We start from the raw sequence: 24,178 nt of genomic DNA, 5'->3' as shown, positions 1-24,178 counted from the left end.
TCAGCGAGCACGCGCGACCTGCTCGTACAACTTCAGGTAACGGTCAGCCATGACGGACGGAGCGAAGCGGCGGCGGGCCTCGCGGCGGCACTCCTCCGGGTCCAGCTCGTCCACCCGCAGGATCCACTCGGCCAGCTCCTCCTCGGTGTCGGCCAGGAAGCCCGTACGGCCGTGGTCGACGATCTCCGGCAGGCAGCCGCGGCGCAGGCCCACCGGCGGCACCCCGAGGGCCAGCGCCTCGACGACGGCCGTGCCGCCGGGCTCGTCCCACTGAAGGGGGAAGAGCGCGGCCCTGGCGGAGGCGTAGAGCAGGTCCCTGGCCTGGCCGCCGACCGCGCCGACCCACCGGACCAGTTCCTCGTCGAGATAGTGGGACACCTGGTCGAGGTGGTAGCGCACGTCCGGGTGGCTGTGCAGCGGGTGGTACGGGTTCTGCGCCACCACGTCCAGCTCGGCCGCGGAGGTCCGGCCGCACACCGGTCCGGCCAGCACCAGCGGCAGCCCCAGCTTCTGGCAGATCCTGGCCGCCACGTGCTGGCCCTTGAGCCCGCAGATGCGGCCCATGACGACGAAGTGCTCGCCGCGCTCTGTCCTCAGGTCGCCGTCGGCGAGCGGGGTGGCCAGGTGGATCGCGCCGAGCGAGGCCGCGCGCAGGGCTTCGGGGGCGCGGGCGAGCTGCGACTCCGACACGCCGTTGACCGCGACCGACGGCGGGAACGCGCCATAGAAGGCCGGATGTTTGTGCAAATCCCAGTGGAGGGTGTGCAGGACGGGCGGCCCGGCGAACGCCGACAACACCGCGGGCCCCACCACTTCGAGATGGTCGTGGACGAGGTCGATGTCGTCGCGGGCGCGCAGCTCGCTCACCACCCTGGCCTGGTGCGCGTGCGCGATGCCCATGACCTGGTTGTACGGCTTCTGCAACTCGGGGAACTGACCCTCGTCGTAGACGCTGACCAGCTCGTCCACCGCGAGCGTGCTCGATCCGGCGGCGGCCAGCACGACGCTGACGCCTCGCCTGCGCAGCTCCGGCACGAGCGTGGCGACGACGTTCTCGATGCCGCCGTATCCGGGGGGCGGGGTGGACAGCCACGGCCCCGCGTTCATGAGGACTTTCATGCCATATCCTCCTCCAGGACGAGGGAGGCGAGCGGAGGTCGCTCCGCCACGGCCACGTCCACCAGGTCGGCCCGCCCTTCGAGCCCGAACTGCAGCAGCGTGTGCGCTGGGGACGCGGGCGCGAGCACCCGGCCCTGCCGTTCCAGGCGGGACCAGGCGGTCTGCATGATCTGCCCGGCCATCCGGCCGAGCGCGTCGATCGGCTGGTGGGTGTGCGTACGGTGCCCCAGGTCCACCTGGGCCATCGCGTCGAGCCCGACGAGCTGGAGCAGGTCGACGAGGAGGCCGAACTCCACGCCGTACTCGGTGACGAAGGGCACCCGCTCCAGTGCCTGGCGCCGGGCGGCGTACTCACCGCCGAGCGGCTGGGCGAACCCGGCCAGTTCCGGCCAGAACATGTTGAGCAGCGGCCTGGCCACGAGCTCGGTCACGCGGCCGCCGGCGCCGCGCCGTACGACGCCGTCCTCCCCCGTGTACGGCCGCTCGTAGGCCGCCTTGACGAACTGGATGCCGGGGTCCGTCAGCAGCGGCCCGAGCAGGCCGGACACGTAGTGGGCGCCGAAACTGCGCAGGTCGGCGTCCACGAACACGACGACGTCGCCGTGGGAGGCGGCCAGCCCCTTCCACAGCGCCTCGCCCTTGCCGGCCAGCGGCGGCAGATGGGGGAGCACCTCGTCCTGGGCCACCACCCGGGCGCCCGCCTCGCGTGCCCGCTCGGCGGTCGCGTCGGTGGATCGAGAGTCGACGACGAGCACCTCGTCGACGAGCGGCGCCCGCTCGACGAGGTCACGGCGGATGGCGGTGACGATGTCGCCCACGGTGCTCTCTTCGTTGTGAGCGGGCAGGACGACGCTCACCGTCGTGTTTCCCTTGGCGCGGTTTAAGGTGTCGACCGGCCACGCGGCAGCGGTGCTCGAGTGCGGGCCGTACCACTTCTGGACCTTGGCCAAAGCGCGCAGATCTGTCTCCATGCAGTCAGCCCCGATCTCATGAGGTCACGACAACTGCCCGATACAGGCGCTTATGAACATGTTTGTTTGATGACCGCCAGATGTGGCATATGCGGGATTGTGTCCCCAATGACCCGCATCGGCATCATAGGCGCCGGAAATGTCGCCGCTCGCCATGCAGACGTTCTGTCCGGATTCCCCGACGTGACGATCGCCGGGATCGCCGACACCGATCCGCGCCGAGCCGAGGATCTGGCGGCGCGGCATGGCGCCCGCGCGTACGGCGGCCATGCGGACCTGCTCAGTGCCGGCGGCCTGGACGCCGTCTACATCTGCGTACCGCCTTTCGCGCACGGCGCCCCAGAGTTCGACGTTTTGTCATGTAATCTCCCAATCTTCGTGGAAAAACCGCTGTCCTTGGAGCTCCACACCGCGGAAAACATCTCCGCGGAAATCGACAGGAGGTCCTTGCCGTCCGCCGTCGGGCACCACTGGCGTTACCGCAACATCGTCGACCAGGCCCGCGACCTGCTCGACGGCCGTCCCGTACGCCTCGCGCTCGGCCACTGGCTCGGCACGGTGCCCCCGGTCGGCTGGTGGCTGCAGGCCGGCATGTCCGGCGGCCAGATCGTCGAGCAGGCCGTACACGTGCTCGACCTCGCCCGCGTCCTGGTGGGCGAGGTGACGATGGTGCATGCCGTCCCCTCCGAGCACACGGGACAGGACGGCGAGATCGACCGGGCCACAGCCGCGGTCATGCGGTTCGCCGGCGGCGCGGCCGGGCTGCTGGCCACCTCCTGCCTGCTGGCCCACCAGCACCGGGTGGGGCTGGAGGTGTGTGCCGAGGGCATCGCCCTGGACGTCAGCGAGACCCGGCTGCTGATCGACGGCCGGCGCGTCATCGAGGACGACGGGCAGGCGAAGACCCGGGTCGACCGGGAGTTCGTCAACGCCGTGCGGGGCGTGCAGGCGGACGTACGGGTGCCGTACCGGGAGGCGCTGCGCACGCACCGGCTCGCCCTCGCCCTGGCCAGGTCGGCCGCCGAGCACAGGCCAGTCGCCCTCGCCCCCGACGCCGGCCGGCTGCCGGCCGGGGTGAGCCCATGAACACGAACACCGTCGTCAGCGTCGAGGCGCCGGGTGAGGTCTGCCTGGTCGAGGAGAAGCTGCCCGGCGTGCCCGAGGGCGGGTTCATGGTGGAGACGGTGTACAGCGGCGTGTCCGCCGGCACCGAGCTGACCTTCGTCAAGGGCAGCAACCCCTACCTGCACTCCAGCTGGGACCCGGCGCTCGGGCTGTTCACGGAGGGCGTGCCGTCGGTGGCCTATCCGGTGCGCGGCATCGGCTACATGCAGGTGGGCCGCGTGGTCGAGACGCGCACCCGGGCGGTTGCCGAGGGCACGCTGGTCGCGATGTGTTACGGGCACCGCACCGCGTACGTGGCCGACCCGATGACCGACAGGTTCGTACGGGTGCCGGACGACCTCGACCCGCTGCTCGGCGTCTACGTCGCCCACATGGGCCCGATCTGCGCCAACGGCCTGCTGCACGCCGCCCACGACCTGAACGGCCCGGCCGTCAGGGACCTCGGCGACGGCGTGCGCGGGCGGCGGGTCGCGGTGGTGGGCGCCGGCGTGGTCGGGCTGCTGACCGCGAGTTTCGCCCTCTCCGCCGGCGCGGCCGAGGTCGTGGTGGTGGACGAGACCCCGGAGCGGCTGGCGGTCGCGCGGGCGCTCGGCGCGGACGGCCTGGCCGCCGGCGACGACCCGGCGGTGGCGCTGAAGCGGCGCTGGCGGCACGGCCAGAACGACCGCGGCGCCGACGTGGTGTTCCAGTGCCGCGGCCAGTGCCGGGCGCTGGCCCTCGGGCTCAGGCTGCTGCGCCCGCAGGGCACGCTGGTGGACCTGGCCTTCTACACGCAGGGAGCGCAGGAGGTGCGGCTCGGCGAGGAGTTCCACCACAACGGGTTGTCGCTGCGCTGCGCCCAGATCGGCCGGGTGCCGCGTGGCCTGGCGCACGCCTGGGACAGGGAACGTCTCTCGCACGAGACGATCCTGCTGCTCAGGGAGCGCGGCAGGCTCCTACAGGAGCACGTGATCACCGACGTCGCCGGCTTCTCCGAAGCCCCCCGGCTGCTCACCGACCTCGCCGCCCGCCGCAGGCACACCCTCCAGGCCGTGCTCCGCCACGACGTCGAGGATGAGGGCGGCTGACCAGCTGAAGTCGTGGCAGCCGTGGCCGCGCAGCGTGAACGGGTCGAAGTACTCGCGGAACCCGGCGCCGAACACCGCGGCGATCATCCCTTCGGCGAGCGGCGCGGCCAGGTCGGGGCGGCGGTCCTTGAGACCCTGCCAGACGAGCCAGGCCAGGTTGATCCAGCTCGGGCCGCGCCAGTAGCGGGCGGTGTCGAACTCGGGCGCGGACGGCGAGTAGCTCGGCAGCACCCCGTCCTTGAGCGCGAACCGGTCGAGCGCGGTGCCGACCAGCGCGTTGACGATCTCGCGCGGCAGGCCGGGCAGCAGGAGCGGGGTCAGCCCGGCGGCGCTGCTGGAGCGGACCAGGCAGCCCGTACGCACGTCGCGGGCGTGGAAGAGGCCGTCGTCGTAGAGGTGCTCGACCATGGCGGCGGTGATCGAGGCCGCCTCGCGCTCGTGCGGCGCCGGGTCGAGCCCGCACTCTGCGGCGATCTTGGCGAGGGTGGACTCGGCGACGCCGTACGCCGCGTTGAACAGGGGGTCCTCGACCTGGAACGCCCCGGGGTCGCGGTAGCCGGAGTCGCGGTAGGCGCGGGCGAGGGCGACGTACCGTTGGTAGTCGCGGTCGGTGGGCCGCTCGTCGGCGCTGACGGCGTCGAGGTCTTTGCGCACGAAGCCGGCCGCGCCCGCCTCGACCGCCTGGAGCGGCAGGTCCCAGGCGGGGCTGTTGTCCATGCCCGACTCCCAGGGGTGCACGATCGAGACCAGGCCCTCGGGAGACCGCCGGGCGACGCGCAGGAACTCCTGCTGGGCCACGAGGCGCGGGTAGATGCGGCGCAGGAACGCCACGTCGGGCTCGGCCAGGTGCGTCTTCCACGCCGCCAGCGCGTGGACCGGCGGCTGGACGAGGCCCGAGGTCGCGGAGCCCGACGGGGCTCGCGAGCGCCAGAACGCGGGGCCGGGGAAGTACGCGCCGTCGGGCACCGCGGGGTTGAACACGATGTGCGGCACCCGGCCGTCGTACCACTGCGCCCCGAACAACGACAGCAGCTCCGTACGGGCCCTGCGCGGCGACCAGCGGGCGTTGCCGATGGCGACGAAGGCGGAGTCCCAGCTCCACTGGTGCGGGTAGAGACGGCGGGAGGGGATCGTGTAGCCGCCGTCCCAGTTGCTCACCAGGACGCGCACGGCCGCGCGGATCACAGGTATTTCCTGACGAAGGCCGCGGTCTGGGGTAGGACGATCTCGGGCTCGCCGCGCAGCCGGCATTCGAGCGCGAGATAGCCGTCGAAGCCGACGGCGTCGAGCGTGGCCAGTTGCGCGCCCCAGTCGAGGTGGCCGGTGCCCGGCTGGTTCCTGTTGGACTCGCTGATCTGCATGTGCGCGATGTAGGGGGCGGCCTCGGCCAGCGAGCGGCAGGGGTCGTCCTCCTCGATGTTCATGTGGTAGGTGTCGCCGACGATCCTGATGGAGTCCATCGCGCAGTAGGAGACCGCCTCGGCCAGCGTGTTGACCATGTGGTTCTCGTAGCGGTTGAGCGGCTCCAGCATGATCAGCACGCCGTTGCGCTGCGCGTGCTCGCCGAGGATGCCGAGCGCCTCGGCCAGCACCTCGCGGTCCTCCGCGGCGCTGCGCGGCGGCTCGAACGGCGGCAGCCTGCGCGAGAACTGCCCCCAGGAGGCGGGGGTCATCACGCCGATGCCACCGAGCTCGCCGATCACGGTCAGCTGGGACCTGAGCTGCTGGATGGCGTCCTTGCGCTTGGCCGGGTCGAAGTCGCCGATGAAGTGCGGCATGTCCACGCACACGGTCGGCATGACCACGCCGTCGGCCAGCGCCCGCTTGAGCTCGGTCAGACGGCCCGCGAAGTGGAAATCGCCCTTGCCGCGCAGCTCGATGGCGTCGAACCCGGCGTCGACCGCGAACGCGTACTTCTCCTGCAGCGTGCGGCCGGGAAGAAGCTGCTCCTGTACGGCGAGCTTCACTGTGACTCCTTGAAATCGAAGACGAGCTGGAGCACCTCTGACGGGTGCCGGTCGAGCAGGTCGTAGGCCTCGGCGGCCCGCTCGGCGGGGACGACGTGCGTGACCAGGTCACGCGCCTCGACCTCGCCGCGGTGCACGAGCTCCATGAACGTGCGCTGCAGGCGTTCGACGTCCCAGCGGTGCGCCAGCCACGAGGCGACACCGCCGATCTGGGAGGAGACGAGCTGCACCTGGTTGTGGTGGAACTCCTCCCCCAGGCGCAGCCCCATGCCGTCGCCCTGGTAGAAGCCGGCGGCCACCACCCGGCCGCCCTTGCGCACGGTCCTGATGGCCTCGTGCAGGCCCTGGTGGGTGCCGCTGAGCTCGATGACGGTGTCGGCGCCCTCGACGCGCTTGCGCATGAACTCGGCGACCGACCCCGAGGTGACGTCGAACGTCTCGGCCGCGCCGAACGCCCTGGCCCGTTCGAGCCGGTCGGCGATGGCGTCGGCGGCCACCACCCTGGCGCCGCTGAGCACGGCCAGGCGGGTGGCGAGCAGCCCGATGACGCCTTGGCCGAAGATCGCGACCTGGTCGCCGAGGTGCACGTCGGCGGCGTGTACGGCGTTGAGCGCGATGGCCCCGACCCGGGCGAGGACCCCGCTCAGCGGGTCGGCCCCTGGAGGCATGACGTGGCCGACGAGTGTGGCGGCCGGCACGACGGCCTCGGCGCGGTGGCCCCAGATGCCCCAGACGACGCTGCCGGGAGGAGGGGCGGCGACGTCGGGCGCCGCCTCCACCACCTCGCCGACCTCCTGGTAGCCCCATCCGGCCAGCGGGTAGGCATGCGTCTGACCGTCGACGAAGAGCCGGCGCTCGGTGTCCCACTTGCGGCTGAGATAGGGGTTGGTGCCTCGATATGCGGTGAGTTCGGTGCCCGCCGAAACTCCCGAGTAGATCGTGCGTACGCGCACGGAACCCGGCACGAGCTCGGCGGGCGACTCGGAGTTGACGCGGACTTGGCCTGGCTCTTCAAAGGTGATGACGCGCATTCCCCCACACTTACGCTTTATGATCAGACAAAAATCAAAGATTTAGTTGTTGTTTGCACACCATAGTTGCGCTTGTAACGGTCGCAAGTCTACGACTTCCGCTTGGAGGTGCTGATGAAATTGGGGTTTCTGACAACGTGTCTTCCGGAAAGCGACCTTACCGACATCGCTCGATGGGCGGCAGGACAGGGCTTCGAGGCCCTCGAAGTGGCGGGCTGGCCGTCGCCGGACGACCGAAATCACATCAGAGTAGATCGTTTTGATGACGCAGAACGTGATCGGGTCGGGCGCATCTTCGCGGAGACCGGACTGACGCTTTCCTCGATCGCCTACTACGAGAACAATCTGCACCCTGAGCAAGGGGCGCAGGTGAACGCCCACGTCAGGCGGTGCGTGGACGCCGCCGCCGCGCTGGGCTGCCCCACGGTCGGCACGTTCGTGGGCCGCGACCCCGGGCTGCCGGTGGCCGACAACCTCAAGCGGGCCGCCGACGTCTTCGGCCCGCTGGTGGAGTACGCCACCCGGCACGGCGTGGAGATCGTGATCGAGAACTGCGTGATGAAAAGCTGGCATCCCGATGGTTATCCCGGAAACCTGGCCTACTCCCCCGAGCTGTGGGAGTGGATGTACACGCTCGGGCTCAAGCTCAACTACGACCCCTCGCACCTGGTGGCGCTCGGCATCGACCCGGTCGCGGCGTTGCGGCCCCATCTCGCGAACGTCGCGCACGTCCAGGCCAAGGACACCGAGTTCCTGCCCGGCAAGCTCGACCGCTACGGTTTCCACGGCCCGATCAGCGGCGAGAAGGGCTGGTACCGCTTCCGCGTGCCCGGCCTCGGCCGGGTCGACTGGACCCGGGTGATCGACGTGCTCTACGAGGGCGGATATGACGGTGTGGTCTCCGTGGAGCACGAGGACCCCGTCTGGAGCGGCAGCACGGCGAGGGTGCAGACCGGTCTAGGTATCGCTTACCGCACGTTGCGTCATCTCATGCCTGGGTAAATGCGGCGTATCCCAGCAGAGGAGCGCGCCATGCCGAAGAAGGTCACCGCCGTCCTCTCCGCCGCACTGCTGTCCGTCGCTCTGACGGCCTGCGGCGACGACGGCGGCGCATCCGGGAACGACCAGATCACGGTCTGGACGGAGGAGAACCTCCCCGACCGGATGGCCGTCCAGAACGCCGTCATCTCCGAGTTCACCCAGAAGACCGGGATCAAGGTGAAGCTGGTCGGCGTGGCCGAGGACCAGTTCAGCCAGACCCTGACGGCCGCCGCCGCGGCGGATGACCTGCCGGACGTGATCGGGGCGCTACCGCTGGCCGCCGTACGCGAGATGGAGGCCAACGACCTGCTCGACACCGAAACGCCGGCCCAGGTCGTCGACCGGCTCGGCAGGGAGACGTTCTCGCCACGCGCGCTGGAGCTCGACAGCTCCGGAGGCACGCTGCTCGCGGTGCCCAGCGACGGGTGGGCGCAGCTGGTCCTCTACCGCAAGGACCTGTTCGACAAGGCGGGGCTGGAGCCGCCGGACACGTACGAGAGGCTGGAGGCCGCGGCGGCGAAGCTCAACACGGGCGGGGTGGCCGGCATCACGATGGCGATCGCGCCGAAGGACTCGTTCACCGCGCAGAGCTTCGAGCACGTGGCGCAGGCGAACGGCTGCCAGCTGGTCGACAATTCCGGAAATGTCACCCTTGACTCGCCGCAGTGCGTGCAGGCCTTCGCGTTCTACGGCAAGCTGGCGCGCGACTACTCCGTCAAGGGCAAGCAGGACGTCGACTCCACCCGCGCCAACTACTTCGCGGGCAGGGCCGCCATGACGATCTGGTCGTCGTTCATCCTCGACGAGCTGGCCGGGCTGCGGAAGGACGCGCCGCCGAACTGCCGGGAGTGCCGTTCCGACCCCGAGTGGCTGGCCGCGAACACCGGGGTGGTCACGGCGCTGAAGGGCCCCCAGGGCGGCGCGCCCGCGCAGTACGGCGAGATCGTCTCGTGGGCGATCACCCGCGACGCCGCCAAGGACCCGTCCGCCGCCTTCGTCTCCTACATGATGAACGAGGGGTACGAACGCTGGATCGGCATGGCGCCCGAGGGGAAGTTCCCCACCCGCGAGGGCGTCGCGGACCGGTGGGACGACCTGCCCGCGGGGGTCGACGCCAAGAAGCCGCTGGCCGACGTCTACCCCGCCGACGTGCTCGACGCCCTGCGCGAGAGCCCCGGCACGTTCGCCCGCTGGGGCATCCCACAGGGGCAGGGCAAGCTCGTCGGCGCCACGATGGGCGAGCTGCCCGTGCCGAAGGCGCTGAGCGCGGTCGCCGACGGCTCCCTGACCCCGCAGGCCGCCGCCGCGCAGGCGAAGCGCGAGGTGGAGTCCATCAAGCGCGGGATCCGCGAATGAGCCCGCTCATGCGGCCCCGGACCCTGCGTGAACAGGAGGGACGGGCCGGCCTGGCCCTGATCTCGCCGACTCTGGTGATCACGCTGGTCGTGGTGGTGCTGCCGCTGCTCTGGGCGATCATGCTGGCGTTCCAGGACGTCCGGCTGATCAACATCCGGCAGGTGGGCCTGTTCGGTCGTTACACGCTGGAGAACTTCTCGTACGTGATGTCCGAGCCGGGTTTCTGGCCGGCGCTGGTCAACACGCTCGTCTACACCGTCGCGGGCACGGCGTTGTCGATCGCGATCGGGCTGGTCACCGCGCTGGCGCTGCGCGACAGGTTCAGGGGACGGACCCTGGTCAGGGCCGCCGTCCTCATCCCGTACGTGGCCCCGGTCGTCGCGGTGGCGTTCCTGTGGGAGACGATGCTCAACCCGCAGTACGGCATCGTCAACACCTGGCTCAGCGAGCCGATCGCGTTCCTCACCCAGGCCAAGGGCGAGTTCCTGGGCGTCGAGGTGCCGGTGGCGCTGCTGACGGTGATCGCGTTCGAGGCGTGGCGGTACTTCCCGTTCGCGTTCCTGTTCATCCTGGCCAGGCTGCAGGCGCTGCCGGCCGAGCTGGACGAGGCGGCGGTGGTCGACGGAGCCACGCCCACCCAGCGGTTCCGTTACGTGATCATGCCGCAGCTGTGGCGGATCATCGCGCTGCTGTCGGTGCTGCGGTTCGTGTTCACGTTCACCAAGTTCGACGACGTCTACCTGCTGACCGGCGGCGGAGCCGGGACCGAGGTGGTCAGCGTGCGGGTCTACACCTTCCTGACCGCGCGCGACGACATCGGCGCCTCGGCCGCGCAGGCCATCGTGCTGGCGATCTTCCTGGTCGTGTTCCTGACGCTCTATCTGCGCTTCTTCGCGGGAAGCACGGGTGAGCGGCCGTGAGCAGGGACAGGTTCGAGCGGCGGCTGTTCGCGGTGCTCAGGCCGCTGGTGATCGTGTTCCTCTTCCTGATCACCGCGTTCCCGTTCCTCTACATGGTGATGTTGTCCGTACGCGACATCCAGGAGCTCATCCTGGAGCCGGGCTCGCTCTGGCCGCGCGACCTCACCCTCGACACCTACGTGGACGTGCTGACCAGGCAGGGTTTCCTGACCTTCCTCAGGAACAGCACGATCGTGGCGGTGGCCTCGGTGGCGGTCACGCTGCTGGTCTCGATCCCCGGCGCGTACGCCGTCGCGCGGCTGCGCTTCTTCGGGCGGCGGCAGGTGCACTTCCTGTTCCTCGCGGTCTACCTGTTCCCCGCGATCGTGCTGGCCATCCCGCTGTTCGTGCTGCTGACGATGCTCGGCCTTCGGGGGTCGCTGGCCGGGCTGATCCTCGTTTACATCGCGCAGACGGTGCCCGTCACGGTATACATGCTCCGCAACTACTTCGAGACCGTGCCGCAGAGTGTCGAGGAGGCGGCGGCGATCGACGGGTGCACGAGGCTGTCCACCATCTGGCGGGTGGTGTTGCCGCTGTCCAAGCCCGCGCTGATGGCCACCGGCCTGTACGCGTTCATGATCGCCTGGAACGAGTTCCTGTTCGCCCTGCTCTTCCTGGTGGAGCGGCGGGAGAGCTGGACGGTTTCCCTGGGCCTGTCACAGCTCGCGGGCAGCATCGAGGTCCCGACGACGGTGCTGATGGCGGGATCGGTGGTGCTGACGCTGCCCATCGTGATCGTGTTCTTCGCCGGTGAGCGCCTGCTGACGGAGGGGCTCACGGCCGGAGCGGAGAAGGGATGAGGGCATGCTGACGGCCGGGCAGATCCTCCAGCACATCCGCCATGGCACCTGCCGGACGCGCAAGGAGCTGATCGAGCACACCGGCCTGTCCCGCTCGACGATCACCGACCGGGTCGACCGGCTCATCGAGGCCGGCTACATCCACGAGTCGGGGGTGGCCGTGTCCGGAGGCGGGCGGCCGCCCTCGGTGCTGGCCGTGGACGCCACCAGGCGGCTGATGCTGGTGGCCGATCTGGGCGCCGCCCACGCCAGGGTGGCGCTGACGGATCTGGCGGCCAGGCCGCTGGCCGAGGAGCGCACTGACATGCGCATCGAGCTCGGGCCCGAGGCCGTGCTGTCGTGGGTGCGGCAGGCGTTCCAGCGGCTCCTGGACCGGGCCGGGCGGGCCGCGGGCGAGGTGTGCGGGATCGGCCTGGACGTGCCCGGCTCGGTCGACCACGCCACCGGCAGGCTGATCCGGTCGTTCCTGATGCCGGGGTGGGACGACCATCCGGTCGGCGAGGCCCTGGGCGCGGACTATGACGCGCCGATCATGGTGGAGAACGACGCGAACGCGATGGCGCTGGGCGAGTGGTGGTCGAGGTGGCGGGAAACGGAGTCGCTGGTCCTCATCAAGGTGTCGACCGGGATAGGAACCGGCATCGTGCTCAAGGGATCGATATATCGCGGCGTCGAGGATGCCGCCGGAAATATCGGGCATGTGCGGTTGCGCGAGACCGACGACCGGGTCTGCACCTGCGGCTCGCGCGGCTGCGTGGCCTCCATGGCCAGCGGCCAGGCCGTGGCCGCCGACCTCGGCCACGCGGCCAGCCGCGACGTCGTCCGCCTCGTGCAGGCCGGCGATCCCGAGGCCATCGCGCGCACCCAGGAGGCGGGGCGCACGCTGGGCGCGGTGCTGGCCACGGCGGTCAGCCTGCTCAACCCGGGCGTGCTGGTGCTGGCCGGCGACATGGCCGACACCAGGGAGCATTACCTGACGGGCATCAGGGAGATCGTCTACCGGCGCAGCCTGCCGTACACGACCGCCAACCTGGAGATCGTCACCACGTCGCTGGGCGAGCGGGCGGGGATCGTCGGGATGGCGGTCATCGTCATGCAGCACGTGCTCTCCCCCGCCGCCGTGGACGCCGCGCTCGGCGTGCACGGCCCCGCCGGCCGGGGGCGCGTGCGGTGACCGGTCAGGCCAAGGCGCGGCGGAGCAGAGAGGGCGCCTCCACGAGCGAGGGGCCGTACCACGTGAGCAGGCGCCCGCTGACCAGGGCACAGGCGAGCCCGGGGAACGCCTCGGGCCCGTCGGTCCCGGAGAACGCGTACGGCTCGTCCGGCAGCACCACCAGGTCGGGCCGGCGCTCGTTCAGCTCGGGCAGCGAGATCTTGGGGTAACGCTCGGCGTGGCCCGCGTAGAGATTGTCCACGCCGAGACGCCGCAGCACGTCGCCGGTGAACGTGTCGCGGCCGACCACCATCCACGGCCGCCGCCAGATCGGCACGATCGCCGTGCGCCGGGAGCCTTCTTGCGGCGTGTGCCACGCCCGCTCGGCCGCGTCGAGCCACCCAGGCCGGTCGCTGCGGCACGCGTACGCGAACATGCGGCCCAAGGAGGCGAACGCGTCGTCCAGGGTCTCGATCCTCGTCACCCAGACCGGGACGCCCGCCGCGCGCAGCGCCTCGATGTCGGGCGGGCGGTTCTCCTCGGCGTTGGCGAGAACCACATCGGGTCTCAGCTTCCTGATCGCGTCGAGGTCGGGGTTCTTCGTGCCCCTGACCCTGGCCACGTCGAGGCCGGCCGGGTGGGTGCACCAGTCGGTCGCACCCACCAGCGCCTCGGGCACGGTCGCCGCCACCGACTCGGTCAGCGACGGCACCAGCGACACGATCCGGCGTACGGTCTCCGGGATCTCCACGCGCGCACCGGTGTCGTCCTCCACGACACGAGCCTAAAGGCATGCGGACCCGTAGAATCCACGCCATGCGCCGGAGGACGACCGAGTGATGGACGTGGGGCTGGCCGTGCCTCAGTACGGCAGGTTCGCCGCGCTGTCGAGCGTGCTGCGGGTGGCGCGGGAGGCCGAGTCGATGGGGTTCGCCGGCCTGTGGGCGGGCGACCGGCTGCTGACGCCGCTGCGGCCTAAGGACCGTTACCCGGGTGGCGACGGCCGGGTGCCGGAGGCGCACCGGGTGTTCCTCGACCCGTTCGCGGTGCTCTCGGTGGCGGCCTCGGCCACCTCCTCCATCCGGCTGGGCACCAGCGCGCTCAACGCCTGCTGGTATCCCCCGGCGGTGCTGGCCCGCTCGCTCACCACGATCGACCACCTCAGCGGCGGCCGGCTGGACGTCGGCCTCGGGCTCGGCTGGTCGTCCGACGAGTACGCCGCCGCCGGGGTGTCCTGGCGTGACCGGGCGAGCCGTTACGACGCCACGATCGACGCGCTGGAGGCGATCTGGCGCGACGACCCCGTGTCTTTCGAGCACGAGTTGTGGACCGTCGTGCCCAGCCACATCGAGCCCAAGCCGGCCCGCCGCCCGCCGCTCTATCTGGGCGGTTTCGCCGAGCCCGCGCTGCGCCGCATCGGCCGCCGGGCCGACGGCTGGCTGACGGCCTCGCTGCCGATCCCGATGCTGAGCGCGATGTGGCGCACGGTGCGCGAGACGGCGGAGCGGGCCGGACGTGACCCCGGGGCGCTCCGCATGGTGCTGCGGACCAACCCCGAGATCACCGATCGGGGCAGGCCGCCCCGAAGCGGCACGGTCGCCCAGATCTGCGGCTATCTCGCCACCGCGGCGGAGGCCGGGGTCCATTCAGTGATCATCGACCTCCAGCACACCGCCACGAGCGACGAGCATCTACTGGAGCTGGCCGCGCAGTTCAGGGCTCACTTGAGCGCGGACAGCGCGGCGTCGTAGTCGGGCTCCTGCGTGATCTCCGGCACCAGCTCTGAGTAGACGACCTTGTTGTCGCCGTCGAGCACGACGACCGCACGCGCGGCCAGCCCGGCCAGCGGCCCCGACTCCTGCGCGACACCGTAGTCGGCCAGGAACTCGCGGCCCCGCATGAGCGAGAGCGTGGTCACCTTGTCGAGCCCTTCGGAACCGCAGAACCGCTTCTGCGCGAACGGCAGGTCGGCGGAGACGCAGAGCACGGCGACGTCGGGGTGCTCGGACGCCACCTGGTTGAAGCGGCGCACCGAGGCCGCGCAGACGCCGGTGTCGAGGCTCGGGAAGATGTTGAGCACCTTGGTCCGCCCGCCGAAGTCGGCGAGCGTGCGCTCGCTCAGGTCGTCGCCGACCAGGCGGAACGCCGGCGCGCTGTCGCCCGGCTTGGGGAAGGAGCCGCCTACGGTGATGGGGTTGCCCTTGAACGTGACGTCGGACATGAGTGCCTCCTGGTAGCGATGTTCGATTCACTGGATATCAGGTCATGCCCCTGTTCCACGAACCAGGGGGTCATGCCCAGCCGTGGCGGGCGGCGTGCCAGCCGAGTTGCACGCGCGTACGCACGCCCGCGACGTCCATGAGCGCGCGCAGCCGCCGCTGGAGCGTGCGCAGCGACAGGTCGAGCTGGCCCGCCACGGCCTCGTCGGTCAGCCCCGACAGCAGCAGGCCGAGGATCTTCCTGTCCAGTTCGGTGACCGCCGGCTCCGGCTGCTCGTCCAGCGTGCCGCAGTCGTCGGGACGGAGCGGGTAGGCCCGCTGCCACACCGCGTCGAACAGCGCCTCCACAGCGCTGAGCAGGCCGCTGCGGTGCAGCAGCACGGCCGCGGGCTCGCCGCCCGGCTCGGTGGTCAGGGGGACGAGGGCCAGCTCCCCGTCGGCCATGATCAGCTTGATGGGCAGTTTGTCCACCACCCTGACCTGCACGCCCCTGCGTACGGAGTCGAGGGTCATCGCCGCGACGCCGGGGGTGGCCAGCACCTCGCGCTCCAGCACCACGAGATATTCCACGCCGCGTTCGACGGCCTGGTCCTCGGCGGTGTTGTCTCCGGGCGGCACCGCCACGAACGGCGCCGTGGAGAACGAGCGCACCTGCTTGCCCGCCGCCCACTGGATCTGCAGGAAACGTTGCCGTACCGCTTCCATGCCCGTCACGACCTCGATGAGGTCTCCGGCGGCGCGGTCGGTGGCGGCCATCCTGTGCTGCTCGGCGAGCGCCACGATGGCCAGCTCCGCGGTGCGCAGTTCCTCCCTGCGGGCGGTGAGCAGGCCACCGAGCGCGACGGAGGGCGGCGCGGCCACGTGCAGGACGGGTGCGCCGGCCAGCCGCGAGACCAGGCCGCGCCCGATGAGGGCGACCAGGTCCTCCTCGACCGAGGAGCGCGAGCGGTCGAGCGCCTCGGCGAGCTCGGTGGCGTCGCGGGGCACGCCGATGAGGAAGCGGTAGACGGCCTCCTCGCCGGCTGTGAGACCCAGCGCTTCGAGCACGGTGCCCGCCTCTCCCCTCCTGGTCGGAACGCCGACCAGTATGGGAGAGACGACAGGGCCGAAGACGACATCAGCCCTCAATCGTGACTGCACGGTTATTCAGCCACGATCGCCCGGATGATCTCCTGGCTCACCGTGCCGCGCTCGGCGTGGGCCGCGGTGGCCTTCAGCGACAACGAGCCGCCGGCGCGTACGACCGCGTTCCACCTCCCCTTGCCGCCGGGCACGAGCCGCGCGTCCTGCCAGCTCTTCCCCTCGTCGTACGAGACCGACAACGTCGCCTTGTCCGCCTTGACCGGCGAGTCCAGCCACTCCTGCGTGGTCGCCGACACCGTGATCCTGGCGAGCGGGCCGAGCCGCTTGACGTCGTAGTCGAGCTGCAGCATCGGGATGTCCGTCTTGTACGGGCTGCCCTCGGGCGGCTTGGCCGAGACGAAGGTCCACTCGGTGCGGGTGCGCGTCGACGTGCCCCACCGCTGGGCGTCCCGGTCGACGTCGAGCGTGACCCGGTACGGCGACGGCTCGTCCGGCAGGCCGCTCAACGCCGTCAGCGACCGGCCGGGCGACTGCTTGACCAGCGTGTCGCCCTGGTAGAGCGCGATCGACATGGTGGCCCGCTCGTCCCCGCCACCGCCGGCGTGGCCGGGTGTGCCGTCGCTCAGCGGCGCGATGTTGAGCTGAATCCCGCCGGTGTTCGTGCGGAAGGGCCCCCAGTAGCCGGTGCCCAGCCTCGGCCGCACCACCGGCGCGAACCATTCCTGCGTGACCCGCCTGCCCGGCCGGTACGTGCGGTGCGCGTCGCGCATCTCCCAGTCGTCGTCACCGCCGAAGACGTGGGTCTCGTACCAGGCGTAGCCGCGGCCGGTGGTCACCCATTCGGTGCGCTCGGACGGGAAGTGCTCGCGTTCCCTGAACCCGATGGCCGGGCCCCAGCCGTCCTGGAGGTTGAAGCGGAACCCGCCGCCCTCCTGGCCCGTGGCGCCGCCGTGGTAGACGCCGCGCACCTCGGCCAGGCCACGGGGGCGGAAGGCCAGGTCGCGGTCGGGGATGGCGTCCTCGTGCAGGTCCACCAGGTCGTACAGGTAGGAGGGGTAGCGCTTCTGGGTGACCGTGACCTGCTTGCCGGCCAGGTCCGCGCCGCGGTCGCGGGTGACCAGCACGACCGGGATGGGCAGGGCCTCGCCGTAGGACTCGTAGAGGCGGCCCGGCCGGTCGTTGACGACCACGAGCAGCTTCGCTCCCGCCGCGACGGCCTGCGCCGCCCGCTCCTTGGCCGGCACCTCGGCGCTGCGCGTCACGATGACGGCCTTGCCCCTGGCGTCGACGCCCGCGTAGTCCTCGGCCGCGCCCTTGCCGGCGGCGACCGTGGCCAGGTGGGTGCGGCCGTCGGTGAGCGTGCTGCCGCCCTGCACGGTCGGCACCGGCTCCGGCTCTCCCTTCACGTCGAGGGTGAGCGCGGGCTCGCCGACCCGCCAGCGGGTCAGGTAGTCGAACGAGCCCTTCTCCACCTTCTCCGTCGGGGAGACGTAGACGGCGTCGTAGGCGACGGGCACGACGTAGGCGAGCCGGATCGGCTGCTTCTCCGGCACGGTCCTGGAGAAGTCGAGATGCAACTGGCGCCGTTCGCCCCGCTTGGGCGTCTTGACGCTCAGCGCCCTGGTCTCGCGCGCGTCGAGCACGACCTCGGTGTCCTCGCCGAGCGTGATCTCCGGGGCGACGATCAGGGCCATGCCGAGTTCGTCGGGCCGCTCGCCGCTCACCTCCAGCAGCGTGTAGGCCACATATGTGCCGGGCGGCAGGCGCAGCGTGCGCTCGCCCGCCACCTCGTAGGGCACCATGCTGCCGTCGAACCCGGCCAGCACCACCCTCCCGGTGGCCGGCTCGCCCTGCCGGTCGCGCAGCTTCAGCGTCAGGTCGTACAGCTCGCGCTCCTTGACCGCGCCGAACGCCGTGCGGACCACCGTCTCGCCGGCCGTGGCGGTGACCAGGCCGGAGTCCTCGTCGCCGGGCTCCAGCGCGGCCGGGTCGACGGTCAGGCTCGCCTCGGCGGTGCCGCCGGCGGGCACGGTGAGCGTACGGGTGGACAGCGTGGCCGCGTCGGAGCCGGTGACCTCCAGGCCGAGCGTCACGTCGGCGTCGCCGTCGTTGCGGTAGGCGATGGTCCGCCCGCTTCCGGGGTCGTCGCCCGCGTGCGGCCAGTCGTAGAAGGCCGTGGCCACCGAGCCGGTCGCGGTGAGCGCCGCCCTGGCCGCCGCGCCCACGTCGAGCCGGCCCGCCCCCTGCTCGAACGGCGCGTACGGCAGCGGCTGCGCCGCGCTCATCAGCGCGTCCTTGATGCGCTGCCCCGGCCAGCCCGGGTGGCGCTGCGCGAGGATCGCCGCCGCGCCCGCGACGTGCGGCGTGGCCATGGAGGTGCCGCTCAGTTCCTTGTACGGCCCGCTCGCCCCGGTGTCGTACGCAGAATGCGCCGCGTTGATCGCCACCCCGGGGGCGGAGATGTCCGGCTTGAGGCCGTAGGTGCCGGAGAGCGGCCCCCTGCTGGAGAAGCCGGCCCGCTTGTCCGCCTTGTCCACCGCGCCCACGGTCAGCGCCGAGGCGGCCGAGCCGGGCGAGCCGATCGTGCCCTTGCCGCCGCTGTTGCCCGCCGCGATCACGAACAGGGTGCCGTGCTGCTGCGACAGGGTGTCCACCGCCACGGCCATCGGGCCGGCACCGCCGTCGGGCTCGCTGCTGCCCAGGCTCATGTTGACGACCTTGGCCCTGGCAGCGGCCCACTCCATGCCCGCGATTATCCACGACTCCTGGCCGAAGCCGTCGTCGCCGAGCACCTTTCCGACGGCCAGCCGCGCGCCGGGCGCGACGCCCTTGTTGGCGCCGTCGGACGCGGCGCCGGTGCCCGCGACCGTGGACGCCACGTGGGTGCCGTGGCCGTTGACGTCCTTGACCTCCTCGCCGGGCACGAAGCTGGTGGACTCGGCGATCCGGTCCTTCAGGTCGGGGTGGGTGCCGTCGACGCCGGTGTCCAGCACCGCGACCGTGACGCCCGAGCCGTCCAGCCCGCCGGCCCACGCCTGCGGGGCGCCGACCTGCGGCACGCTCTCCTTCAGTGAGACCTTCGCCCTGCCGTCCAGCCAGACCTTGGCCACGCCGGAGCGTTCGGCCGGGCCGGCGAGCGCGGTCCAGAACGGGCGCGGGTCCGCGCCGACCTTCAGCGCCGCGCCCTTGACGCTGGGCAACGCGCGGACGATCTCCGCCCCCGTCATGGAGCGCGGCGTCGCGCCCCGGTAGGTGGCGATCACCGGCGGCGTGCCCCGGTAACCCATCGCGGCCAGGTGTGTGACGTTGAACAACCGCGCGTCCAGCCGGCCGGCCGCGATCAGCGGCATGGCCTCGTCCGGCAGGACGTACAGGTCGCCGCCCGTCTGCTGCAGCCGCACGCCGCCCGGAGCGCCCGCCGGGCGGTCCACCGTGACGACGTCCTGTTCGCCGGGGCCGTCCACATAGCCGACACGGTCGCCGGTGACGAGGGTGAGGTCCGTCTCCTGGGGCGCGGGCCCCTGGGCGGCGGCCGGGTCCGCGGGGGCGGTCAGGGCGGTCGCCGCGAGGGCCACGGCGAGCGCGCCCGTCAGCGAGGTGAGGGGCATGGTACGGATTTCACCGTTTCCGCCCTGCCCACGGGTAGGTCATCCGCTGACGGGAACCCGCCCTGACGGAATCCCGCCACCGGACGCCTCAGACGTTGCGGCGGTACTGTCCCCCGGCCTCGAACAGCGCGTCGGTGATCTGACCGAGCGAGCAGACGCGGGCCGCGTCCATCAGCACCTCGAACGCGTTCTCCTCCGACATCGCCGCCTCGCGGAGCCTGGCCAGCTGCGCGGGCGACTCGGAGCGGTTGCGCTCGTGGAAGGCGCGCAGGCGGTCGAGCTGCGAGCGCTTCTCCTCCTCCGTGCCCCTGGCCAGCTCCAGCGTGTGGGCATCGGAGTCCTCACCGTGCGCGCCGTTGCGGAAGGTGTTGACGCCGACGATGGGCAGCGAGCCGTCGTGCTTGCGCATCTCGTACAACATCGACTCGTCCTGGATCTTGCCGCGCTGGTAGCCGGTCTCCATCGCGCCGAGCACGCCGCCGCGGTCCGACAGCCGCTCGAACTCGCCGAGCACCGCCTCCTCCACCAGATCGGTGAGCTCCTCGATGATGAACGAGCCCTGCAGCGGGTTCTCGTTCCTGGCCAGGCCCCACTCCTTGTTGATGATGAGCTGGATCGCCATGGCCCGGCGCACCGAGTCGGCCGACGGCGTGGTCACCGCCTCGTCGAAGGCGTTGGTGTGCAGGCTGTTGCAGTTGTCGTAGATGGCGATCAGCGCCTGCAGCGTGGTGCGGATGTCGTTGAAGTTCATCTCCTGCGCGTGCAGGGACCGGCCCGAGGTCTGGATGTGGTACTTCAGCTTCTGCGAGCGCTCGCCTGCGCCGTACCTCTCCCGCATGGCCACCGCCCAGATGCGGCGGGCCACCCGCCCGAGCACGCTGTACTCCGGGTCCATGCCGTTGGAGAAGAAGAACGACAGGTTCGGGGCGAAGTCGTCGATCTCCATGCCCCTGGCGAGGTACGCCTCCACATACGTGAAGCCGTTGGCCAGCGTGAAGGCCAGCTGGCTGATGGGGTTGGCCCCGGCCTCGGCGATGTGGTAGCCGGAGATCGAGACCGAGTAGAAGTTGCGCACGCCGTTCCTGATGAACCACTCCTGGATGTCGGCCATCATGCGCAGCGAGAACTCCGTGGAGAAGATGCAGGTGTTCTGCCCCTGGTCCTCCTTGAGGATGTCGGCCTGCACGGTGCCCCTCACCGTCGCCAGGGTGCGGGCGCGCAGGTCGGCGTCCTCCTGCTCGCCGGGGTCGCGGCCGTGCTCGGCGCGGAACCGGTCGCGGGCCTGCTCGATGGCGGCGTTGAGGTAGAAGGCCAGGATCGTGGGGGCCGGCCCGTTGATCGTCATGGACACCGACGTGTTGGGCGCCGCCAGGTCGAAACCGTCGTAGAGCACCTTCATGTCGTCGAGCGTCGCGATGGAGACGCCCGAGGTGCCGACCTTCCCGTAGATGTCGGGCCGCAGGTCGGGGTCGTGGCCGTACAACGTCACCGAGTCGAACGCGGTCGACAGCCGGGTCGCGGGCTGGCCCTCCGACAGCAGCTTGAAGCGCCGGTTGGTGCGGAACGGGTCGCCCTCGCCGGCGAACATCCTCGTCGGATCCTCGTCGGCGCGCTTGAACGGGAACACCCCCGCGGTGAAGGGGAACATGCCCGGCAGGTTCTCCGAGCGCAGGAAGCGCAGCAGGTCGCCGTGGTCGGTGTAGCGGGGCAGGGCCACCCTGGGGACACGGTTACCGGAGAGCGTCTCGCGCCAGAGCGGGGTGTGGATCTCGCGGTCGCGGACCTTCACCACCAGCTCGTCGGCGGTGTAGCGCTCCTTGACGGCCGGCCAGGCGTCGAGCAGCGCCCTGCTCTCGTCGCTGAGCTCCCGCTCGGCCTGGGCCTCCAGCTCGGCCAGCCGCCCGTCCCCCTCCTCCAGCAGCGACCGTACGGCGGCGAGCTGCTGACGGCGTCGGGCCACCTCCGCCTGCGCGAGGGTCTCGGCGTGGTACGCGCGCACGGTCTCGGCGATCTCGGCCAGGTAGCGCGCCCTGGCCGGCGGGACGATGGCGGCCGAGGCCCTGGAGGTGCGCTCGGACACCCTGGGCAGCAGCCCCGGCCCGGAGCCCGGCAGCAGGAGCGGCTTGAGGTGCTGGTAGAGGGCCGTCACGCCGCTGTCGTTGTAGCGGGCGGCGATGGTGCCGAAGACCGGCATCTCGTCCGGGGAGACGCCGAACGCCTCGCGGTTGCGTACGAGCTGGCGGCGCACGTCGCGCAGGGCGTCCTCCGCGCCGCGCCGCTCGTACTTGTTGATCACCACGGCCTCGGCGAAGTCGAGCATGTCGATCTTCTCCAGTTGGGAGGCCGCCCCGAACTCCGGCGTCATCACGTAGACGGGCACGTCGACGTGCGGGACGATCCCGGCGTCGCCCTGGCCGATGCCGGGCGTCTCCACGATCACCAGGTCGTGGCCCGCGGCCCGGCAGGCGGTGATCGCGTCGTCGAGGCAGGCGGGCACCTCGTTGGCGGCGCCGCGGGTGGCCAGGGAGCGGAAGTAGGTCTGGGGTCCCAGGCTGTTCATCCTGATGCGGTCGCCGAGCAGCGCGCCGCCGCCGCGCCTGCGGGTGGGGTCGATGGCGATGATCGCGATGCGCAACTTGTCGTCGTTGTCGACGCGGAACCTGCGCACGATCTCATCAGTCAGCGACGACTTGCCCGAGCCGCCCGTACCCGTGATGCCGAGCACCGGCGCCCTCGCGTCGCCCTCCTTCGCGCCCGCGGCCCGCAGGCCCTCCAGCAACGCCGCGGGGGCGCGCCCGGACTCCACGAGGGTGATCGCGCGGGCCAGCGCCGCCTGGTCTCCTGAGACCACGGCCTCCAGCGAGGGCGGATCGTCCAGCTCGACGTCACACTCCTCGATCAGCTTGTTGATCATCCCGGGCAGGCCGTAACGCTGACCGTCCTCGGGCGAGAAGATGCGGGCCACGCCGCGCGAGTGCAGTAGCTCGATCTCCTCGGGGACGATCACTCCCCCGCCGCCGCCGTACACCCTGACATGGCCCGCGCCGCGCTCGCGCAGCAGTTCCACCAGGTAGGAGAAGAACTCCACGTGCCCGCCCTGGTACGAGCTGATCGCCACCCCCTGGGCGTCCTCCTGGATGGCGGCCGTGACGATCTCGTCGACCGAACGGTTGTGCCCGAGATGGATGACCTCGGCCCCCTGTGACTGGAGGATGCGTCGCATGATGTTGATCGCCGCGTCATGGCCGTCGAACAGGGCCGCGGCGGTCACGAAACGGACTGGGTGTACCGGGACGTGCACGCCTGTTCACTCCTTCGTGAGGGTGTCATCTCCGAAGATACTAGGACGTCCTACTATTTCCCAAGCCCGTCCGGGGTAGGGTCCCGGTGGAGGGGGTGAGCGTGATGCGTGCACTGACGTTCGCACCGGGCAAGGCGGGGACGCTCCGCGTCGAGGAACTGCCCGAACCCGAACCCGGACAGGGCGAGCTGCTCGTCCAAGGACTGGCCCTGGGCATCTGCGGCACGGACCGCGAACTGGCCGCCGCCGAATACGGCTGGCCGCCGCCGGGCAGGGAACGCATGGTCATCGGACACGAGTCGCTCGGCCGGGTGCTCGAAGCGCCCGAAGGGTCCGCCTTCTCTCCCGGAGACCTGGTGGTGGGCGTGGTACGCCGGCCCGACCCCGAGCCCTGCGGGGCGTGCGCGCGGGGCGAGTTCGACATGTGCCGCAACGGCCGCTACACCGAGCGGGGCATCAAGGACCTCGACGGGTACGCCAGCGAGCGCTGGGTCATCGAATCCGGCTACGCCGTGCGCCTCGACCCGTCGCTGGCGACCGTCGGCATGCTGGTCGAGCCCACATCCGTGGTCGCCAAGGCGTGGGAGCAGATCGAGCGGATCGGGTCGCGCGCCTGGTTCGAGCCGCGCACACTGCTCGTCACCGGCGCGGGGCCCATCGGGCTGCTCGCCGCACTCCTCGGCAAGCAGCGAGGGCTCGACGTGCACGTGCTCGACCGCGCCCCCGAAGGATTGAAGTCCAGCCTCGTGGAGGAACTCGGCGGCACCTACCACTCGGGCGCGTCGCTGGAGCCGTTCGCCGACGACAAACCGGACATCATCATCGAGTGCACGGGCGTGGGGACGCTCGTCATCGACGCCATGCGCACCACCGCCGCCGCCGGCATCGTCTGCCTGTGCGGCCTCGCCCCAGGAGGGCGTACGCACCGGGTGGACGCCGGGGTGATCAACCGGGACATCGTGCTGGAGAACGACGTGGTCTTCGGCACGGTCAACGGCAACCTGCGCCACTTCAGGGACGCGGCGGCGGCCCTCGCCAAGGCGGACATCCGGTGGCTGGAGCGGCTGATCACCCGCCGGCTGCCGCTCGAACGCGCACTGGAGGCCTTCGAACCGGACCACGACGTCAAGGTCGTCATCGACCTCCCGTCCTGACCGCCGGCCGCCTCGGCGGGGCGGCGGCCGGGTTCGCCGGTCCTGCCGGTGACCGGGCGGGGTCAGCGGGAGTCGTACGGGCGGCGCCGGGTGGGTGTGGTCTGCCGGGTGGCCTGGTGGGCGGAGCCGGCCGGGACGCGGGTCCTGGCAGGGCGAACGGGCTCGTCGGGGACCGAATCGCGCGGAGCGGGAGCCGGGCCGCGCTGGGCGGGGCGCTGGGC

At 71.2% G+C, this 24,178-nt stretch carries 19 protein-coding genes and 2 pseudogenes; 10 read left to right on the top strand and 11 right to left on the bottom strand.

The features are described 5' to 3' along the window. The 3 genes from GUY59_RS13215 to GUY59_RS48620 are packed head-to-tail and all read right to left on the bottom strand — an operon-like array spanning position 1 to position 2,360. Positions 1 to 1,119: a glycosyltransferase gene (locus GUY59_RS13215; protein ID WP_138202801.1), complete on the bottom strand. Its 1,119-nt coding sequence runs from the start codon at positions 1,117 to 1,119 to the stop codon at positions 1 to 3. Further along, on the bottom strand, positions 1,116 to 2,090 hold the full coding sequence (locus GUY59_RS13210) for a glucosyl-3-phosphoglycerate synthase (RefSeq protein ID WP_138202803.1): 975 nt from the start codon (positions 2,088 to 2,090) through the stop codon (positions 1,116 to 1,118). Before GUY59_RS13210 ends, GUY59_RS13215 begins: the two co-directional genes overlap by 4 nt. Positions 2,091 to 2,114: 24 nt before the next feature. Further along, a complete protein-coding gene (locus GUY59_RS48620; protein ID WP_236667122.1) occupies positions 2,115 to 2,360 on the bottom strand; it encodes a hypothetical protein in 246 nt (81 codons plus the stop codon). Between GUY59_RS48620 and GUY59_RS51340 the strand changes: the two are divergent. The 3 genes and pseudogenes from GUY59_RS51340 to GUY59_RS13200 form a co-directional block, all read left to right on the top strand. Beyond that, a pseudogene (locus GUY59_RS51340) lies at positions 2,256 to 2,498 on the top strand (Gfo/Idh/MocA family oxidoreductase); the annotation flags it as partial. The gene GUY59_RS48620 and the pseudogene GUY59_RS51340 sit on opposite strands and share 105 nt — an antisense overlap. 39 nt (positions 2,499 to 2,537) lie before the next feature. Then, positions 2,538 to 3,176 carry a Gfo/Idh/MocA family protein gene (locus tag GUY59_RS13205; RefSeq protein WP_236667121.1) on the top strand — a complete coding sequence of 213 codons (639 nt, stop codon included), beginning with the start codon at positions 2,538 to 2,540 and terminating at the stop codon, positions 3,174 to 3,176. Further along, positions 3,173 to 4,282: a zinc-binding dehydrogenase gene (locus GUY59_RS13200; protein ID WP_138202813.1), complete on the top strand. Its 1,110-nt coding sequence runs from the start codon at positions 3,173 to 3,175 to the stop codon at positions 4,280 to 4,282. The genes GUY59_RS13205 and GUY59_RS13200 overlap by 4 nt, the downstream gene beginning before the upstream one ends. 9 nt (positions 4,283 to 4,291) lie before the next feature. On the opposite strand, the pseudogene GUY59_RS50690 reads toward GUY59_RS13200, so the two are convergent. The 3 genes and pseudogenes from GUY59_RS50690 to GUY59_RS13185 all read right to left on the bottom strand — a co-directional run. Then, a pseudogene (locus tag GUY59_RS50690) lies at positions 4,292 to 5,533 on the bottom strand (MGH1-like glycoside hydrolase domain-containing protein); the annotation flags it as partial. Continuing rightward, positions 5,464 to 6,249 carry a sugar phosphate isomerase/epimerase family protein gene (locus GUY59_RS13190; RefSeq protein WP_132335068.1) on the bottom strand — a complete coding sequence of 262 codons (786 nt, stop codon included), beginning with the start codon at positions 6,247 to 6,249 and terminating at the stop codon, positions 5,464 to 5,466. The gene GUY59_RS13190 and the pseudogene GUY59_RS50690, both read right to left, overlap by 70 nt. Then, positions 6,246 to 7,280: a zinc-dependent alcohol dehydrogenase gene (locus GUY59_RS13185; RefSeq protein WP_138202815.1), complete on the bottom strand. Its 1,035-nt coding sequence runs from the start codon at positions 7,278 to 7,280 to the stop codon at positions 6,246 to 6,248. Before GUY59_RS13185 ends, GUY59_RS13190 begins: the two co-directional genes overlap by 4 nt. Positions 7,281 to 7,394: 114 nt before the next feature. Between GUY59_RS13185 and GUY59_RS13180 the strand changes: the two genes are divergently transcribed. The 5 genes from GUY59_RS13180 to GUY59_RS13160 are packed head-to-tail and all read left to right on the top strand — an operon-like array spanning position 7,395 to position 12,613. Next, on the top strand, positions 7,395 to 8,282 hold the full coding sequence (locus GUY59_RS13180) for a sugar phosphate isomerase/epimerase family protein (RefSeq protein WP_138202817.1): 888 nt from the start codon (positions 7,395 to 7,397) through the stop codon (positions 8,280 to 8,282). A gap of 30 nt (positions 8,283 to 8,312) precedes the next feature. Beyond that, a complete protein-coding gene (locus tag GUY59_RS13175; RefSeq protein WP_138202819.1) occupies positions 8,313 to 9,677 on the top strand; it encodes an ABC transporter substrate-binding protein in 1,365 nt (454 codons plus the stop codon). 8 nt (positions 9,678 to 9,685) lie between these two features. Continuing rightward, the gene (locus tag GUY59_RS13170) at positions 9,686 to 10,597 is read left to right on the top strand and encodes a carbohydrate ABC transporter permease (RefSeq protein ID WP_201760815.1); all 912 of its coding nucleotides are present in this window, start codon (positions 9,686 to 9,688) and stop codon (positions 10,595 to 10,597) included. Then, positions 10,594 to 11,439, top strand: a complete 846-nt coding sequence (locus GUY59_RS13165) for a carbohydrate ABC transporter permease (RefSeq protein ID WP_252375051.1) — start codon at positions 10,594 to 10,596, stop codon at positions 11,437 to 11,439. The genes GUY59_RS13170 and GUY59_RS13165 overlap by 4 nt, the downstream gene beginning before the upstream one ends. Positions 11,440 to 11,443: 4 nt before the next feature. Then, entirely contained in the window at positions 11,444 to 12,613 is a 1,170-nt protein-coding gene (locus GUY59_RS13160) for an ROK family transcriptional regulator (RefSeq protein ID WP_138202821.1), read from the top strand. 4 nt (positions 12,614 to 12,617) lie between these two features. On the opposite strand, the gene GUY59_RS13155 is transcribed toward GUY59_RS13160, so the two are convergent. Next, positions 12,618 to 13,367, bottom strand: coding sequence for a helical backbone metal receptor (locus GUY59_RS13155; protein WP_138202823.1), 750 nt, complete (start codon positions 13,365 to 13,367; stop codon positions 12,618 to 12,620). Between the two features lie 64 nt (positions 13,368 to 13,431). Between GUY59_RS13155 and GUY59_RS13150 the strand changes: the two genes are divergently transcribed. Next, positions 13,432 to 14,343 (top strand): TIGR03619 family F420-dependent LLM class oxidoreductase, encoded by a 912-nt coding sequence (locus GUY59_RS13150; protein WP_138202825.1) that lies wholly within the window; start codon positions 13,432 to 13,434, stop codon positions 14,341 to 14,343. On the opposite strand, the gene tpx is transcribed toward GUY59_RS13150, so the two are convergent. The 4 genes from tpx to icmF all read right to left on the bottom strand — a co-directional run bounded on the left by tpx (position 14,313) and on the right by icmF (position 22,803). After that, on the bottom strand, positions 14,313 to 14,813 hold the full coding sequence (gene tpx, locus GUY59_RS13145; RefSeq protein ID WP_138202827.1) for a thiol peroxidase: 501 nt from the start codon (positions 14,811 to 14,813) through the stop codon (positions 14,313 to 14,315). The genes GUY59_RS13150 and tpx overlap by 31 nt on opposite strands. A 70-nt stretch (positions 14,814 to 14,883) precedes the next feature. Next, the gene (locus GUY59_RS13140; protein WP_201760814.1) at positions 14,884 to 15,939 is read right to left on the bottom strand and encodes a helix-turn-helix domain-containing protein; all 1,056 of its coding nucleotides are present in this window, start codon (positions 15,937 to 15,939) and stop codon (positions 14,884 to 14,886) included. Positions 15,940 to 15,953: 14 nt separating this feature from the next. Then, positions 15,954 to 19,502 carry a S8 family serine peptidase gene (locus tag GUY59_RS13135; protein WP_201760813.1) on the bottom strand — a complete coding sequence of 1,183 codons (3,549 nt, stop codon included), beginning with the start codon at positions 19,500 to 19,502 and terminating at the stop codon, positions 15,954 to 15,956. An 88-nt stretch (positions 19,503 to 19,590) separates the two neighbouring features. Then, positions 19,591 to 22,803 carry a fused isobutyryl-CoA mutase/GTPase IcmF gene (icmF, locus tag GUY59_RS13130; RefSeq protein ID WP_138202831.1) on the bottom strand — a complete coding sequence of 1,071 codons (3,213 nt, stop codon included), beginning with the start codon at positions 22,801 to 22,803 and terminating at the stop codon, positions 19,591 to 19,593. A gap of 104 nt (positions 22,804 to 22,907) precedes the next feature. Here icmF and GUY59_RS13125 point away from each other — a divergent pair, with 104 nt between their 5' ends. Further along, on the top strand, positions 22,908 to 23,957 hold the full coding sequence (locus GUY59_RS13125) for a glucose 1-dehydrogenase (RefSeq protein ID WP_138202845.1): 1,050 nt from the start codon (positions 22,908 to 22,910) through the stop codon (positions 23,955 to 23,957). Positions 23,958 to 24,178: the final 221 nt, after the last annotated feature.

The sequence above is a fragment of the Nonomuraea sp. K271 genome (assembly GCF_009908215.1).
GTDB lineage: Bacteria > Actinomycetota > Actinomycetes > Streptosporangiales > Streptosporangiaceae > Nonomuraea > Nonomuraea longispora.
This window is presented reverse-complemented; position numbering and strand designations above follow the sequence as displayed.